Origin of the sequence: Microbacterium sp. NPDC089188, assembly GCF_040685155.1 — a bacterium.
In the GTDB taxonomy this organism is placed as follows: domain Bacteria; phylum Actinomycetota; class Actinomycetes; order Actinomycetales; family Microbacteriaceae; genus Microbacterium; species Microbacterium galbum.
In genome coordinates this window covers 328915-344920 of the sequence record NZ_JBFBHH010000004.1, presented here as the reverse complement: position 1 = coordinate 344920, position 16006 = coordinate 328915, and the positions used below count along the sequence as shown (strand labels likewise).

Below are 16006 nucleotides of genomic sequence, written 5' to 3'. Positions count from 1 at the left end.
AGGATGAGCGATGTGATCCGCGTCGACGCCCTCTACCGCTACCCCGTCAAGGGCTTCACGCCCGAGAAGCGCGACAGTCTCGTCGTCCAGGACGACGGTCGCGTGCAGGGCGATCGATCGCTCGTGTTCCGCTTCGCCGATGCCCTCGAGCCGGCGGATGCCACCTTCCCGAAGAGCCGCGGACTCGCGCTCATGTCGTTCCCCACGCTGGCGCGCGTGGAGCTCACCTTCGACGATGAGGCGCGGACGCTGCGACTGCGCGTCGACGACATCGACGTGACCGCCGATCTGAGCGACGAGGGCCGTGCGCGGCTCAGCGAGGCGGTCACGGCCTACCTGCGTTCGACGAGCGATGCGAAGCTGCTCGAGGCCGACGGCATCCTGCCCCTGGGACTGCTCGGAGACGGGGTGACGGCACGCTTCCAGGACCGGCCCCGCGGATACGTCTCGCTGCATGGAGCGCCCTCGGTGTCCGACCTGGATGCCGCGGTGCCGGCGCCCGTCGACGACCGCCGGTTCCGCTCGAACATCGTCGTCTCGGGCGCTGCCCCGTGGGAAGAGCTCGCGTGGCGCGGTCGCGTGCGGATCGGCGAGGTGGAGTTCGAGGTGCAGAAGCCGATCGAGCGGTGCGCGGCGATCACCGCGAACCCCGACACCGGCGTGCGCGACGCGCGCCTGCTCCGCGTGCTGACCGGCGAGTTCGGCCAGGACGAGCCGACCCTCGGCATCCTGTTGCTCCCCGTCGCGGCGGGCGGAACGATCCGCGTCGGCGACGAGGTCGTCCTCGACGCGTGAGTCGCCGGGATTCGTCGCCGCGCGCGCCCGAGGCGACGAATCGCGGCGACTCGCGCGGTCACTCGTCGGTGCGGATGATGGGGATGCCGGTGGTCTCGACCGCGACCTTGCGGCGGTAGAGCTTGCGCTGCTCGGGCAGCGAGAGGTCGAACAGCACGGCGAGCACGCGGATGACGGTCGTCACCACCACACCGATCACCGCGGCGATCGGCAGCGGCACGCCGAAGGCGGCGGTCGTCGCCAACACGACGCATCCGCCGCCCGCAGCCACGGCGTAGAGCGAGCCCACGTGCATGATCGCCACCGGCAGGCCCATCAGCACGTCGCGGAGCACGCTGCCGCCGGCCGCGGCCAGCACCCCCACGAAGATGGCGGGTACCGCGGGCATCCCCAGGGCCAGCGCCTTCGAGGTGCCGAAGGCGCCGAAGAGGCCGATCACGACGGCGTCGAGCATCACGATCGCGCGGTTGAGTCGCTGGAAGATCCCCGACAGCAGCATGCCCACGATCGAGGCGAGCGTCGCGGTGATGAGGTACCAGTTGCTCTGCAGCGTGGCCGGCGTGAGACCCAGCAGCAGGTCGCGGATGAGACCCCCGCCCATCCCGAGCAGGATGCCGATGATCGCCACCCCGAGCAGATCGAGCCGGCGCTGGCCCTGGAACCCCGAGGCGAAGAGGGCTCCCTGGACGCCGCCGAGCGCGACGGCGGTCAGGTCGGCCCACAGGGGGATGACGAAGGTCGGGGAGTCCACGGCATCCATTCTCCGGCCCGTGCCTGGGCGGGTGGGGGAGGCGCGTCGCGCAGGCCGCTCACGGGTGCGCGGACGGATAATGGACTGTGCCCACCTACCGCGACGAAGTCGTGGTCCTGCGTACCCACAAGCTCGGGGAGGCGGACCGCATCCTCACCCTCCTCAGCCGCCGCAACGGAAAGATCCGCGCGGTCGCGAAGGGCGTGCGGCGGACGTCGTCGAAGTTCGGCTCGCGCCTCGAGCCCTTCATGGTCGCCGACGTGCAGCTGTTCAAGGGCCGCAACCTCGACATCGTGCAGCAGGCCGAGTCGCTCGGCTCGTACGGAGCCGAGATCGTGGCGAACTACGACGTGTACACCACGGCCAGCGCCATGGTCGAGACCGCCGATCGTCTCAATGAGGCCGAGGCGACGCCCCAGCAGTATCTGCTGCTGGTCGGTGGACTGCGTTCCCTGGCGCGCGGTGAGCATTCCGAGCGGAGCGTGCTCGACTCGTACCTCCTGCGCGCCATGGCCCTCTCGGGCTGGGCGCCGGGGCTCACGGAGTGCGCGCGCTGCGGCACGATCGGCGACCACGATTACTTCCTCGCCCAGCTCGGCGGCGTCGTCTGCTCGACGTGCGCGCCCGCGGGCTCGCCGCGCGTCGCGCGCGACACCGTCGACATGCTCCGCGCGCTCATGGCGGGGGAGTGGGAGACCATCGACACCGCCCCCGGCCGCACGGTGGCCGCCGCCTCGGGCCTCGTGGCCGCGTACGCGCAGTTCCACCTGGAGCGCGGCATTCGTTCCCTCTCGCACCTGGAGTCGCATCGATGACACCGAAGCCGTTCACGCACCGCGACGCCGTGCCGTACCGCCCCCTCGACTGGACGGGCGAGTACCCGCCCAGCTATCCCAAGGGGGCCGTGCCCGAGCATGTCGCGATCGTCATGGACGGCAACGGCCGCTGGGCCAACCGCCAGGGGCTCACGCGCGTCGAGGGTCACCGCGCGGGAGAGGCCGCGCTGCTCGACGTGGTCGCGGGAGCCATCCAGGCCGGGGTGAAACACCTGTCGGTGTACGCCTTCTCGACCGAGAACTGGTCGCGTTCTCCCGATGAGGTGCGCTTCCTCATGGGCTTCAACCGCGAGGTCCTGCACCGTCGTCGCGATCAGCTGAACGAGTGGGGCGTGCGCATCCGCTGGTCGGGTCGTAAGCCGCGCCTGTGGGGCTCGGTCATCAAGGAATTGCAGCACGCCGAACGACTCACCGAGGGCAACTCGACTCTGACGCTGACCATGTGCGTCAACTACGGCGGGCGTGTGGAGATCGTGGATGCCATGCGCCGGATCGGCGACGACATCGCGGCCGGGAAGCTCAAGCCGTCGGCCGTGACCGAGAAGCTCATCCGCAAGAACCTCTACCAGCCCGACATGCCCGACGTGGATCTGTTCGTGCGCTCCAGTGGCGAGCAGCGCACCTCGAACTTCCTGCTGTGGGAGTCCGCGTACGCCGAGATGGTGTTCCTCGACACGCTCTGGCCCGACTTCCGCCGCACGCACCTGTGGGATGCCATCGGGCTCTACCTCTCGCGCGATCGCCGCTTCGGCGGTGCGGTCGACGCGCCGACGGCGTGACCGCCTACGGCGCCAGCTCGGCCCGGAGGGAGGCGGCGGCCTCCATGGCCACGCGACGCATCGCCTCGCGCGTCTGCCCGCCGATGTGAGGGGTGACCACCACGTTCGCCCGATCGCGCAGCGGGTGGTCGGCGGGCATCGGCTCGACTTCGGAGACGTCGAGGCCCGCTCCGCCCACCTCCCCGGCGTCGAGCGCGGTGGCGAGGGCGTGCTCGTCGACGACCCCGCCGCGAGAAGTGTTCACCACGACCGCGTGAGAGCGCATGCGCCGGAACTGCGCGGCGCCGAGCAGCCCTCGCGTCGCGGGGACGAGGGGGACGTGCACGCTGACCGCGTCGGACTCGGCGAGCAGTTCGTCGAGGGCACGCGGGTCGGAGCCGTCGGCGCGGACGACGTCGTCGGGCACGGCGGGATCGAACGCGAGGATGCGCATGTCGAAGCCTCCCTGGGCGATCCGCGCGACGCGGCGTGCGATCCGGCCGTAGCCGATGAGCCCGAGCGTCGAGCCGCTCAGTTCGCCCCCGACCAGGGCGTCACGGTCGGCGGTGCCTGCGGCCGCGGCCCCGATGCCGCGCCGCACCGCCATGAGCAGGGCGATCGCGTGCTCGGCGACCGAGAGCACGTTCGCTTCGGGTGTCGTCGTGACCCGGATGCCGTGCTCCCGGGCGAAGGCGGTGTCCACGGTGTCGGTGCCGACGCCGTGCCGCGCGACGATGCGCAGCCGTGGCATCCGGCTCAGCTGTCCGGCATCCATCCGGGCGGTGCGCAGGAGCACGCCCTGTGCAAGCGGCGCGATGTCGGCCTCGGTCGCGGCATCCTCCCCCCAGCCTCGGCGGACCTCCGCCCACGTCTCGAGCTCGCCGATCGCGTCGGGGTGCACCTCGCGGGGGATCCAGATGAGCGGGCGGGCGGTTGCCACCTCAGACACGCGGCACCAGGGCGCGGTTGGCGCTGCGGCGGTCGGCCTCTGCGCGCACCAGGGCGTCGGCGGCGGACATGACCTCGGCGATGCGCTCGCGAGGGACGATCGTGATCCCGTCGGCATCGCCGACGACCCAATCGCCCGGCGCCACGGGAACCCCGCCCACGGTGACGACGCCGCCGAGGCGGTAGGGGCCGGTCTTCCACGGCCCCGCGGGCGTCACCGCGCGGGCGAAGACCGGCACCCCCACCTCGCGGAGCTCGACCGCATCGCGGGCGGCCCCGTCGAGCACGATGCCGGCGACGCCCAGCGCCTTGGCCTTCTCGGCGACGAGTTCGCCGATGAGCGCGCGCGTCTCATCCGCCCCGCCGTCGACGACGAGGACCTCGCCCGCGCGGATCTGCTCGAACGCCGCGTGCACGCCCTTGTTGTCACCGGGGCGGGTGAGGAGCGTGGCCGCAGGTCCGGACACGACCGCCCCCTCCCACAGGGGGGAGACGCCGCGGGCGACCCCGAAGCGCTCCATCGCATCGCCGACGGTCGCGGCGGCGTAGGCGCCCGGAGGCGGGTAGACGGTGCTGTCGGGGATCGTGCTCGTCATCGGGCGGTCCTCTCGATCGGGAAGGGGGTCAGTCCAGGGCGGCGGGCAGGCCGGTGCGCCGGATGTCGGCGGCCGCCGCCGTCAACGCGTCGAGGAACACGGGCACCCGTTCCTCGGTGAAGCGCGCGGTGGGTCCGCCGAGCCCGAGCACGACCGCCGGTCGGCGCTCGTCGCCCTCGCGCACGATGACCGCGACGCCGCTGTTCCCCGGCTCCCGTGCGCCGTGCGAGACGGCGTACCCGTCGCGACGGGCTTCGTGGACCGCGGCGCGGAAGGAGGCGACGTCGACGGCGGACCGCTCGGCCGCGGGAAGCGCCTCGAGGACGTGGTCGGCGGCGTCCGGCCCGCTCGCCGCCACGAGGAGCGTCGAGGCGGCTCCGAGCACGAGCGGCATCTCGTCGCCGACCTGGACGACGTGGCGGAGCGAGTAGGGGCTGGGCGACTGCCCGACGGCTACGCGCCGCAGGCCGCTGCGCGCGTAGAGGCTCGCGGTCTCGCCGGTCTCCTGTGCGAGCCGCGTCATGCGGTCGGCGGTCTCGTCGGGGACGGCCCACGCGGCCTCGGCGAACGCCGCCAGACGGATCAGGCGCGCCCCCACCGTGATGCGTCCGTCGGCGGCGTGCCGCAGCATCCGCTCGCCGACGAGGGTGTCGATCAGGCGCAGCACCGTAGTGCGCGGGAGCCCGCTCTCGCGGACGATCTCGGCGAGCGAGAGCACGGGCCGGGCCGCGGTGAAGCACTGCAGCACCTCGAACGCGCGGGTGACGGCGCGCACGCCCCCTCCCTCGGAAGCAGAACGCTCGGATGCCTCGGTCACGGTGGACACGGTCGCTCCCCTCCGCGGTGCGCCGGTTGCACCTGCTCGGTCCCGAGTGTACCGTCTGGTGGACACCGGAGTCCACTAGATGGACACCTGACATCTTCACGAAGGAGTGACGACGTGAGAACCAGACGCGTCCTGTGGAACGCCCTCGGGATCGCCGCCACCGCGGCGCTCGTCGGCGTGGCCGCAGTGAATGCCAGCGGCTCGACCGCCGGAGTGGACCCCCGCGCCAAACTGACCATCATGGCCCCGGCCGCACCCGGCGGGGGGTGGGACCTCGCCTCCCGCGAGTCGCAGCAGGTCCTGCGCTCGACCTCGGTCGTGAACAACGTGCAGGTGGTGAACGTCCCCGGAGCCGGCGGCACGATCGGTCTCGGCCAATTCACTCAGCTCGGCGACGATCCGACGAACCTCATGATGACCGGCACGGTGATGGAAGGCGCGATCACGGTCAACGGATCGGAGGCGACCCTGGGCGACACGACCCCCATCGCCCGGCTCGCCGAGGACTACATCGTCTTCATCGTGCCCGCGAACTCGCCCTTCCAGAACCTCGACGACTTCATCCGGGCCTGGCGTGCCGACCCGCACGGCCAGGCCGTCGGCGGCGGCGGCATCGGCGGCACCGACCATCTGCTCACCGGTCTGACGGCGCAGGCCGCCGGCATCGACCCCGGAGCGATCAACTACGTCTCGTACGCCGGCGGAGGCGAAGTGCTGACCGCCCTGCTGTCGAACACGGTGGCGGTCGGCGTCAGCGGCTACAACGACTTCAGCGATCAGATCGAGGCCGGACGCCTCCGGGCCCTCGCCGTCTCGGCCGAGGAGCCGGTGCCCGGCATCGACATCCCCACCTTCATCGAGCAGGGCGTCGACGTGAACCTGCCGAACTGGCGAGGACTCGTGGCACCCCCCGGCATCACCGACGCGCAGCGCGACGAGCTCGTCGCGATCGTCGAGGAGATGGCCGCGACCCCCGAGTGGACCGAGGTGATGGAGCGCAACCGCTGGCGCGACGCACTGCTGACCGGCTCCGAATTCGCCGACTTCATCGAGCAGGACCAAGCGCGTGTGAACGCCATCATCGAGGAGCTGGGCCTGTGAGCGGCGTCATCCCCACCATCCCGCGGACCCACCGCGTCCGCACCTCCGACGGGTTCTGGCGCCGCCGCTCCGGACTCGTCGTCCCGGCGGTGATGCTCGCCATCGGCGTCGCGCTCATCATCGGAACGATCACGATGACCGTGCCGGCCAACACCGCACCCCCGGGCCCGCAGCTGTTCCCGGCGATCATCGCGGTCGCCGTGATCGTGCTCGCGGTGCTGCTCGCGGTCGACATCCTGCGCCGGCCCGAACCGGTCGACGTGGCCGACGCCGGCGCCACCGACGATGACGCCGACGTCGACGACGAGGCGCTCCTCGCCGCCGTGGAGGGCCGCGAACCCGAAGCGCCCGCCGTGCGGCCCCGCAGCAACCTCTGGGCCATGCTCGGCGCCGTCGGGACGGTCGTCGTCTTCATCGCGGCGCTCACCCCGCTGGGGTGGCTGCTCTCGGGAGCGTTCCTGTTCTGGGGGATCGCGCGCGCGCTCGGCAGCCGCCGGCCGGTCTTCGACATCTTCCTGTCGCTGGCGATCTCCGCCCTCGTGCAGATCGCCTTCTCGGGCGGCCTCGGACTCAATCTTCCGCCCGGAATCCTGGAGGGACTCTTCTGATGGATGCGCTCGTCAACCTGGGGGAGGGCTTCGCCGTCGTCCTCACCCCCATCAACATGCTGTGGGTGCTCATCGGCGCCGTTCTGGGGACCGCGGTCGGTGTGCTGCCGGGCCTCGGCTCGGCGATGGCCGTCGCCCTGCTGCTGCCCGTCACCTTCTCGCTCGACCCCATCGGCGCGTTCATCATGTTCGCCGGCGTGCTCTTCGGCGGCCTCTTCGGCGACTCGATCGCCGGCATCCTCATGAACACCCCCGGCAACAGCACCGCGATCGCGGGCTCGATCGAGGGTCACCGCATGGCCAAGAGCGGCCGCGCCGCGCAGGCGCTCGCCACCTCGGCGATCGGCGCCTTCATCGGTGGGATCGTGGCATCCATCCTCGTGGTGTTCTTCGCGCCGCGACTGGCGGAGCTGGCGACCCTCTTCGGCCCCGCCGAGTACCTCGCGCTCGCCGTGTTCGCGTTCGTGGCGATCTCCGCCGTGGTGACCGAGTCGGTGGTGCGCGGTCTCGCGGCCCTGGTGATCGGCCTGGCGATCTCGGTCGTCGGCATCGACGGCGCCTCCGGCACCTCGCGCTTCACCTTCGGCCTGCCGGAACTGTTCGACGGCATCGACATCGTCGTGATCACGGTCGGGCTCCTGGCGCTGGGCGAGGTGTTCAGCGTCGCCGCACGACGCGGCACGCCCGACGAGACGAAGCTGCTGCCCTCGACCGGCCGGCTCTGGCTGTCGTTCCGCGAGCTGCGGCAGGCGCTTCCCGCGTGGCTGCGCGGCACGGCGATCGGCATCCCGTTCGGCATCATCCCCGTCGGCGGCTCCGAGGTGCCCACGTTCCTGTCGTACGGCGCCGAGCGCAAGCTCGACGGTCGCCGCAAGAAGCCGATGTTCGGACGCGGAGCGATCCAGGGTGTCGCCGGTCCCGAGGCGGCCGGCAACGCCACCGCCGGAACGGCGATGGGCGCCCTGCTCGCGCTGGGCCTTCCGACCTCGGCCACCGCGGCGATCCTGCTCGCGGCCTTCCGGCAGTACGGACTGCAGCCGGGGCCCCTGCTGTTCGACCGCGCGCCCGACCTCGTGTGGGCTCTGCTGGCGAGCTTCTTCGTCGGCATGGTCGTGCTGCTCATCCTCAACCTCCCGTTCGCGCCGTTGTGGGCGAAGCTGCTGAAGGTGCCGCGTCACTACCTCTACGCCGGCATCACGGTCTTCGCGATGCTGGGCGTCTACGCCACCAGCAGCAAGATCCTCGACCTCGTGCTCGTGCTCGTGGTGGGCCTGCTCGGCTTCCTCATGCGCCGGTACGGGCTGCCCGTCGCGCCGATGCTGATCGCGATCATCCTCGGACCGCTCGCCGAAACCGAGTACCGCCGTGCGATGGCCGTCAGCGAGGGGGATGTCGGCATCCTGGTGTCGAGCCCCATCTCGATCACCCTCTACGCGGTGCTCGCGATCGCGATCGTCGGGGTCGTCTTCACCCGCGTCCGCTCGGCCCGCCGTTCGAAGGCCGCGGTATGACCGACACGGATGCCGGGACGCCCGGGCCGCTGGCCGGAGTGACGGTCCTCGATCTGACGAACGTGCTCGCGGGCCCCTATGCCGCGTACCAGCTCGCGCTGATGGGCGCCGACGTCATCAAGGTCGAGACCCCGCACGGCGGCGACCTGGCCCGACGGCTCGGCACCTCGGCCGAGCTGAACGCACGCCACCTGGGCATCTCCTTCCTCGCCCAGAACGCGCAGAAACGGTCGATCACGCTCGATCTCAAGACCGAGGGCGGCGCGCAGGCGCTGCGCCGGCTGGTCGCGACCGCCGACGTGCTCGTGGAGAACTTCCGGCCGGGGGTGCTCGAGCGGCTCGGGTTCGGCTGGGAGCAGCTGCAGGCCCTCAACTCCCGCCTCATCCTGTGCCAGATCTCCGGATTCGGCCAGACCGGACCGATGCGGACGAAGCCGGCCTACGACCAGATCATCCAGGGCTACTCGGGGATGATGAGCGTCACGGGGACCGAGGAGACCGGCCCGCTGCGCGCCGGCTTCCCCCTCGCCGACACCATCGGCGGGCTCGCCGCGGCCTTCGCCGTGTCGAGCGCCCTCGCGGGCCGGGCCCGAACGGGGGTCGGCAGCGTCATCGACGTGTCGATGCTCGAGACCGCCGTGACCGCGATGGGCTGGGTGGTGTCGAACCTGCTCGTCGACGGTCACGAGCCGCGGCCGCTCGGCAACGACAACGGCACCGCGGCTCCCTCGGGCGCCTTCGCCACCGGCGACGGGCTGCTCAACATCGCCGCGAACAAGCAGGAGCAGTTCGAGACGCTGTGCGCGCTCGTCGATCGGGCGGAGCTCAGCACCGACCCGCGGTTCGCCGAACGCGAGAGTCGCAAGACCCACCGGGCGGCCCTCACGGCCGAGCTGGAACGCGCCCTCGCGGCCAGGCCCGCGGCCGAGTGGGAGGACCTCCTGAGCTCGGCCGGGGTCCCGGCCGCGGCGGTCCTGCGCGTGGACCAGATGCTCGCGAGCCCGCAGATCCGCGATCGCGGGCTCGTGCACGAACTGCCGTTCCCGGGCGGCGGTGGTGATCCGTTGCGGGTGCTCGGCAACGGCATCCGCATCGACGGCGCTCCCTCCACCCCGCGCACCCCGCCCCCCGTGCTCGGCGAGCACACCGACGAGATCCTGGCGGCGCTCGGCTACTCCGCCGACGACATCGCCGCCCTGCACGAGGAAGGCGCCGTATGACCGACGACCAGCTCGCCCCCGTCACCGCCTGGTGGGCGACCGCCATCACCCGCATCCAGCCCGGGGAGATCGCCTTCCGCGGTCGCCCGGTGCAGGACCTCATCGGCACGACGGGCTTCGTCGACACGATCTGGCTGCTCGTGACCGGTGGCGACCTCGCGCCGGCGCGCCGGCACCTCCTCGAGGCGACCCTGGTCGCCAGTGTCGATCACGGACCGCAGGCGCCGTCGATCGCGAGCGCACGCATGGCGGCCACGTGCGGCGTCGGCATCAACTCGGCGATGGCGAACGGCATCAACGTGCTCGGCGACACCCACGGCGGCGCCGGCCAGCAGTGCGTCGCGATGCTCGGCCGCATGGTGGACGCGCACCGCGAGGGCGCCGGGAACTGGGACGACCTCGCCGCCGACGAGATCGCGCAGCACCGCGCGCGCGGCGCGTTCGTGCCGGGCTTCGGGCATCGCTTCCACCCCGTCGACCCGCGCCGCGATCCGCTGCTCGCGCTGGTCGAGCAGGCCGCGGCGTCGGGAGACGTCGTCGGCGACCATCTGCGTGCCGGCCTCGCGATCGAACGGGCGCTCGCCTCGCGCGGAGTGCCGATGAACATCGACGGCATCTCGGCGATCGTGTACGGCGAGCTCGGGGTCGAGCCGGAGCTCGCGCGCGGACTCTTCGTCCTCGCGCGCTCCGTCGGGATCCTGGCCCATGCGTGGGAGGAGAGCCGCTCGGGTCGGCGCATCAAGGGTCCGCTGCCTCCTCCGCTGCTCGCGGACTACACGGGGCCGGCGGTGCCGGAGCGATGACCCGCCGGTGATGAACGGCGAGGGATCCGGGAGAAGGATGCCGCGCGGGGAATAGACCGACGAGTCGCGCCGTTGCACGCGATATGACGGATGCCATCAAGATCGACGTGTGGAGCGACATCGCCTGCCCCTGGTGCTACATCGGCAAGCGGAACCTCGAGAACGGCCTGGCGGCCACGGCCGCGGACGACGACGCCCCGGTCGTCGAGATCGAGTACCACTCGTTCGAGCTGTCGCCCGACACCCCCGAGGACTTCCACGGCGGCGAGATCGACTACCTCTCGCAGCACAAGGGCATCTCCGCCGAGCAGGCCCGCGAGATGCTCGACCGCGTCACGGGTGTCGCGGCCGACGCGGGGCTCGCGTACCGCTTCGACATCCTGCAGCACACCAACACCGTGAAGGCGCACGAGCTGCTGCACTTCGCGAAGGAGAACGGCAAGCAGCTGGAGCTCGCGGAACTGCTCATGTCGGCGTACTTCCTCGAGGGCAAGCACGTGGGTCGTGACGACGACCTCGTCGCCCTCGCGGTCGAGGTCGGTCTCGACGAGGCCGAGGCCCGCGAGGCCCTCTCCTCCCAGCGCTACCGCGCCGCCGTGCGCGCCGACCAGGAGCAGGCCCGCCAGTTCGGCATCACGGGCGTTCCCTTCTTCGTGATCGACGGCAAGTACGGCGTGAGCGGTGCACAGCCGGTCGAGGCGTTCTCGCAGATCGCCCGTCAGGTGTGGGGCGAGCGTCGTGAGGTCGCGGAGACCGCCGACGCGTGAGGCTCCTCCCCACCCGGTGCCCGTCCCCGCATCCGTCGGGGGCGGGCACCGTCATGAGCGCACGTCTGGGAGAATGACATGGTGAACACGGCACTGGCCCCGGCGCGGACGCTCCGCATCGGCAACATCGAACTCGACGCCCCCGTCGTGCTCGCCCCCATGGCCGGCATCACGAACACGGCGTTCCGTCGCCTGTGTCGCGAATACGGTGCCGGGCTCTATGTGAGCGAGATGATCACGACGCGCGCCCTCGTGGAGCGCAACGACACCACGATGCGGCTCATCCGGCATCACGAGTCCGAGACGCCGCGCTCGATCCAGCTCTACGGCGTCGACCCCGCCACGGTGGAGGCGGCGGTGCGCATGATCGTCGACGAAGACCACGCCGATCACATCGACCTGAACTTCGGCTGCCCCGTCCCGAAGGTCACCCGTCGCGGCGGGGGAGCCGCGCTGCCCTGGAAGACCTCGCTGTTCCGCGAGATCGTCGAGCGCGCGGTCGCGGCCGCGGGCGACAAGCCGCTGACGGTGAAGATGCGCAAGGGCATCGACGCCGACCACCTCACCTACCTCGAGGCCGGTCGCATCGCCGAAGGGGCCGGGGTGGCATCCATCGCCCTGCACGCCCGCACCGCGAGCGAGTTCTACTCGGGCCACGCCGACTGGGCGGCGATCACGAAGCTGAAAGAGACCGTCTCGAGCGTGCCGGTCCTCGGAAACGGCGACATCTGGTCGGCCGACGACGCCGTGCGCATGATGGACGAGACCGGCTGCGACGGCGTCGTCGTCGGTCGCGGCTGCCTCGGTCGCCCGTGGTTGTTCGGCGACCTCGCCCGCACCCTCGGCGGCCCCGGTGCCGCGCACGGAGAGCCCGTCGACGCCACGCTCGGATTCGTGGCGAAGGCCTTCCGCCGCCACGCCGAGCTGCTCGTGGAGTTCTTCGACGACGAGGGCCGCGGATGCCGCGACATCCGCAAGCACGTCGCCTGGTACTTCAAGGGCTACCCCGTCGGCGGCGAGCTTCGTGCGAGCCTTGCGACCGCGTCGACGCTAGAGGAGATCGACGAGCTGCTGGCCACGATGGAGCTCGACGCGCCTTACCCGGGCGCGGCGGCGGAGGGGCAGCGCGGTCGCGCCGGCACTCCCAAGCGCCCGGCCCTTCCCGACGGCTGGCTCGACTCCCGCGAGATCGGCCACGACGCCGGCCGCGCCCTCGCCGATGCGGAGCTGCACCACAGTGGTGGTTGAGGCGTCGGCCACGGCCGCCCGTCCGGCCGGCTACGACGATGACGACGCCGGCCGTTTCCACGTCGAACGGCACCGCTCGCAGCGCGACGACTTCGCGCGCGATCGCGCCCGCGTGCTGCACTCGGCCGCTCTGCGCCGCCTCGCCGCCAAGACGCAGGTGCTGAGCCCCGCGAGCCCCGCCGATTTCGCCCGCAACCGCCTCACGCACTCGCTCGAGGTCGCTCAGGTGGGCCGCGAGCTCGCGACCGCGCTGCAGCTGTCGCCCGACGTCGTCGACACCGCGTGCCTCAGCCACGATCTCGGTCACCCGCCCTTCGGGCACAACGGCGAGCGGGCGCTCAACGAATGGGCCGACGACATCGGCGGGTTCGAGGGCAACGCGCAGACCCTGCGGATCCTCACGCGCCTCGAGCCCAAGGTGTTCGGCGCCGACCGCGAACCGTTCGGTCTGAACCTCACCCGCGCCAGCCTCGACGCCACGTGCAAGTACCCGTGGACGGTCGACGAGCCGGTGCCCGACCCGGGCGGTCGGCTGAAGTTCGGCGTCTACCCCGACGACGAGCCGGTGTTCCACTGGATGCGCGGGGGCGCCCCGGCGCGACAGCGCTGCATCGAAGCCGAGGTCATGGACCTCTCCGACGACATCGCCTATTCGGTGCACGACTTCGAGGACGCCGTCGTCAACCGCTACGTCGATCCTGCGCGACTGGCCTCACGGGTCGGTCGCGAGGGGCTCCTCGACGCCATCCAGCGCTGGGTCGGGTACGACTTCGTGCGCGACGACCTGGCCGCAGGGCTCGAGCGGCTCATGGCCATGCCGGAGTGGATCCACTCCTTCGACGGCACCCGGCCCGCGCTCGCGCGGCTGAAGAACCTCACCTCCGACCTGATCGGCCGGTTCGCCCGCGCGGCCACCGCGGCCACGCGCGAGGCGTACCCCGCCGACGAGCTCACCCGCTACCGCGCGCATGTCATCGTCCCGGCCGAGGTCGAGGTCGAGATGGCGGTGCTGAAGGGCATCATCGGCGCGACCGTCGTCTCGATCGACGGCCGCAAGGTGCTGTACCGCGAACAGCGCCACGTGCTCAAGCGCCTGGCCTCCGCGCTGTGGGAGAACCCCGGCGCGCTCGACGCCCTGCACGCCCCCGACTTCGCCGCCGCGGCCGACGACGCCGCGCGCCGCCGCGTCGTCGTCGACCAGGTCGCGAGCCTCACCGACCAGCTCGCCATCTCGTGGCATGGGCGTCTCGTGGGCGAGGTCGACGCCGCCGAGCTCGGTGTGTGGGCCCCCGGCGCGCGGGCGTCGCGCGGAGCGGATGCCTGATGGCCGGACGCATCCGTCAGGCCGACGTCGACGAGGTCAAAGCGCGGGTGAACATCGCCGACGTGATCGGCGAACGGGTCGCGCTCAAGCCCGCCGGCGTCGGGTCGATGAAGGGACTGTGCCCCTTCCACGACGAGCGCAGTCCGAGCTTCAACGTGCGGCCGCAGGTCGGCTACTACCACTGCTTCGGCTGCGGCGAATCGGGTGACGTCTACTCGTTCCTCCGCGCGATGGACCACGTCTCGTTCACCGAGGCGGTCGAGCGCATGGCGGCCCGTGTCGGCTACACCCTGCACTACGAAGACGGGGGAGCGGCCCCCGAGACGTCGGGGCGATCGCGCCTGTACGCCGCGAACGCGGCCGCGGCGGAGTACTTCCGCGCGCAGCTGATGACCCCCGAGGCCGAGACCGGCCGCCGTTTCCTCGGCGATCGTGGGTTCGACGCGGGGGCGGCGGCGCACTTCGGTGTCGGATACGCACCCAAGGGCTGGTCGCATCTGCTCGACCACCTGAATGCGCAGAAGTTCACGCGCGACGAGCTGCTGCAGGCCGGGCTCGTCTCCCAAGGGCAGCGCGGGGTCTACGACCGGTTCCGCGGGCGCCTGGTGTGGCCCATCCGCGACATCACCGGCCAGGTGATCGGCTTCGGGGCGCGCAAGCTCTACGACGACGACCAGGGCCCGAAGTACCTCAATACCCCCGAGACCCCGCTCTACAAGAAGACCCAGGTGCTCTACGGGCTCGACCTGGCCAAGCGCGACATCTCGCGATCGCACCGCGTGGTGGTCGTCGAGGGCTACACCGACGTCATGGCCTGCCACCTCGCGGGCGTGACCACCGCCATCGCCTCGTGCGGCACGGCCTTCGGCAGCGAGCACATCACCGTGCTCCGCCGCGTGATGGGCGATGACAGCAGCTCCGGCGAGGTCGTGTTCACCTTCGATCCGGATGCCGCGGGGCAGAAGGCGGCGCTGCGCGCCTTCGCCGACGAGAAGCGATTCGCGGCCCAGACGTACGTCGCCGTGGCTCCCGAGGGCCTCGACCCGTGCGACCTGCGCCTCCAGCGCGGCGACGGCGCCGTCCGCTCGCTCATGGAGACCAAGGCCCCCATGTTCGAGTTCGTTATCGACCAGCGTCTCAAGGACTTCAACCTCTCCAGCGTCGAGGGGCGCGCCGGTGCCCTCCACGCGGCGGCGCCCATCGTGGCCGACATCCGCGACCCCGCGCTGCGGCCGGGTTACGTCCGCGTGCTGGCGCGCCGACTCGGACTCGACATCCCCGAGGTGCAGGCCGCCGTCGAACGTGCCGCCCGCGGCGCCGACCGCGCCGAGAAGCGCGACGCGCAGCGCACCGCCGAGCCCGCCCCGGTCGCCGTGTCGGTCACGATGGCTTCGCTCCCGCACACCCGCGACGTCGCGCTCGAACGCGGGGCCATGATGGCGTTCCTGCAGTACGGGCACCGGATCGATCCCGACCTGTTCCTGCGTGCGCTGCAGACGCCGTTCGGCCACCCCGCTCTCGAAGCGGTCCGCAGCTCCCTGGCATCCACCGATCTGTCGCAACCGGGCTGGGCCGTCACGGCCGTCGAGGCGGTGCGCGAGCCGTTCCGTTCGCTCGCCGCCGAGCTGCTGACGGCCGAGTTCCCGGCGCGCACCGAGGAGGGCGCGGTGGCGTCGGCGAACGACCTCGCGCGCGGCCTGCTCGTGCGCGAACTGCAGCGCGAGAAGGACGAACTGCTGCGCGGGATCCAGCGTGTTCCCGCGGAGTCCGAGGAGGGGCGCCGCCTCCGCCTGCGCCTGCGCGAACTGGATGCCGATCGCCAGCGTCTCGTCGCCGGCTGAGACCGACGCGCGCTACCGCACCGGCGTGTCGCGAGGAAGCCCCGCGACGGGGAGGCGGATTCTCGGCGAGGAT

16 protein-coding genes are annotated in these 16006 nt (G+C 71.7%); 12 read left to right on the top strand and 4 right to left on the bottom strand.

The window, feature by feature from the left end; genetic code table 11:
* Positions 1–3 precede the first annotated feature (3 nt).
* Positions 4–795: an MOSC domain-containing protein gene (locus AB0N80_RS14750; protein WP_315995635.1), complete on the top strand. Its 792-nt coding sequence runs from the start codon at positions 4–6 to the stop codon at positions 793–795.
* Between the two features lie 58 nt (positions 796–853).
* On the opposite strand, the gene AB0N80_RS14745 is transcribed toward AB0N80_RS14750, so the two are convergent.
* Positions 854–1546 (bottom strand): TRIC cation channel family protein, encoded by a 693-nt coding sequence (locus AB0N80_RS14745; protein ID WP_363391780.1) that lies wholly within the window; start codon positions 1544–1546, stop codon positions 854–856.
* An 86-nt stretch (positions 1547–1632) separates the two neighbouring features.
* Here AB0N80_RS14745 and recO point away from each other — a divergent pair, with 86 nt between their 5' ends.
* Both recO and AB0N80_RS14735 read left to right on the top strand, forming a co-directional pair.
* On the top strand, positions 1633–2361 hold the full coding sequence (gene recO / locus AB0N80_RS14740) for a DNA repair protein RecO (RefSeq protein ID WP_315995637.1): 729 nt from the start codon (positions 1633–1635) through the stop codon (positions 2359–2361).
* Positions 2358–3161: an isoprenyl transferase gene (locus tag AB0N80_RS14735; protein ID WP_315995638.1), complete on the top strand. Its 804-nt coding sequence runs from the start codon at positions 2358–2360 to the stop codon at positions 3159–3161. The genes recO and AB0N80_RS14735 overlap by 4 nt, the downstream gene beginning before the upstream one ends.
* A 4-nt stretch (positions 3162–3165) precedes the next feature.
* Here AB0N80_RS14735 and AB0N80_RS14730 read toward each other — a convergent pair whose 3' ends face one another.
* Genes AB0N80_RS14730 through AB0N80_RS14720 form a run of 3 tightly spaced genes read right to left on the bottom strand, consistent with a single transcriptional unit; the run spans position 3166 to position 5510 of the window.
* Positions 3166–4089 carry an NAD(P)-dependent oxidoreductase gene (locus tag AB0N80_RS14730; RefSeq protein WP_363579138.1) on the bottom strand — a complete coding sequence of 308 codons (924 nt, stop codon included), beginning with the start codon at positions 4087–4089 and terminating at the stop codon, positions 3166–3168.
* Positions 4082–4684 (bottom strand): methyltransferase, encoded by a 603-nt coding sequence (locus AB0N80_RS14725; protein WP_363391776.1) that lies wholly within the window; start codon positions 4682–4684, stop codon positions 4082–4084. Before AB0N80_RS14725 ends, AB0N80_RS14730 begins: the two co-directional genes overlap by 8 nt.
* Before the next feature lie 28 nt (positions 4685–4712).
* Positions 4713–5510, bottom strand: coding sequence for an IclR family transcriptional regulator (locus AB0N80_RS14720; protein WP_363579136.1), 798 nt, complete (start codon positions 5508–5510; stop codon positions 4713–4715).
* Positions 5511–5624: 114 nt separating this feature from the next.
* Here AB0N80_RS14720 and AB0N80_RS14715 point away from each other — a divergent pair, with 114 nt between their 5' ends.
* The 9 genes from AB0N80_RS14715 (at position 5625) to dnaG (ending at position 15933) form a co-directional block, all read left to right on the top strand.
* Positions 5625–6611 carry a tripartite tricarboxylate transporter substrate-binding protein gene (locus AB0N80_RS14715; RefSeq protein ID WP_315995642.1) on the top strand — a complete coding sequence of 329 codons (987 nt, stop codon included), beginning with the start codon at positions 5625–5627 and terminating at the stop codon, positions 6609–6611.
* The gene (locus AB0N80_RS14710) at positions 6608–7219 is read left to right on the top strand and encodes a tripartite tricarboxylate transporter TctB family protein (protein ID WP_363579134.1); all 612 of its coding nucleotides are present in this window, start codon (positions 6608–6610) and stop codon (positions 7217–7219) included. The genes AB0N80_RS14715 and AB0N80_RS14710 overlap by 4 nt, the downstream gene beginning before the upstream one ends.
* Positions 7219–8730 carry a tripartite tricarboxylate transporter permease gene (locus AB0N80_RS14705; protein WP_363579132.1) on the top strand — a complete coding sequence of 504 codons (1512 nt, stop codon included), beginning with the start codon at positions 7219–7221 and terminating at the stop codon, positions 8728–8730. The genes AB0N80_RS14710 and AB0N80_RS14705 overlap by 1 nt, the downstream gene beginning before the upstream one ends.
* Positions 8727–9950, top strand: a complete 1224-nt coding sequence (locus AB0N80_RS14700) for a CoA transferase (protein WP_315995645.1) — start codon at positions 8727–8729, stop codon at positions 9948–9950. The genes AB0N80_RS14705 and AB0N80_RS14700 overlap by 4 nt, the downstream gene beginning before the upstream one ends.
* Entirely contained in the window at positions 9947–10753 is an 807-nt protein-coding gene (locus tag AB0N80_RS14695) for a citryl-CoA lyase (protein WP_363579130.1), read from the top strand. The genes AB0N80_RS14700 and AB0N80_RS14695 overlap by 4 nt, the downstream gene beginning before the upstream one ends.
* Positions 10754–10836: 83 nt before the next feature.
* Entirely contained in the window at positions 10837–11520 is a 684-nt protein-coding gene (locus tag AB0N80_RS14690) for a DsbA family oxidoreductase (protein ID WP_363391769.1), read from the top strand.
* A 78-nt stretch (positions 11521–11598) separates the two neighbouring features.
* The gene (gene dusB / locus AB0N80_RS14685) at positions 11599–12768 is read left to right on the top strand and encodes a tRNA dihydrouridine synthase DusB (RefSeq protein ID WP_363579128.1); all 1170 of its coding nucleotides are present in this window, start codon (positions 11599–11601) and stop codon (positions 12766–12768) included.
* On the top strand, positions 12740–14092 hold the full coding sequence (locus AB0N80_RS14680; RefSeq protein WP_363579126.1) for a deoxyguanosinetriphosphate triphosphohydrolase: 1353 nt from the start codon (positions 12740–12742) through the stop codon (positions 14090–14092). The genes dusB and AB0N80_RS14680 overlap by 29 nt, the downstream gene beginning before the upstream one ends.
* Positions 14092–15933: a DNA primase gene (gene dnaG / locus AB0N80_RS14675; RefSeq protein ID WP_363579124.1), complete on the top strand. Its 1842-nt coding sequence runs from the start codon at positions 14092–14094 to the stop codon at positions 15931–15933. Before AB0N80_RS14680 ends, dnaG begins: the two co-directional genes overlap by 1 nt.
* Positions 15934–16006: the final 73 nt, after the last annotated feature.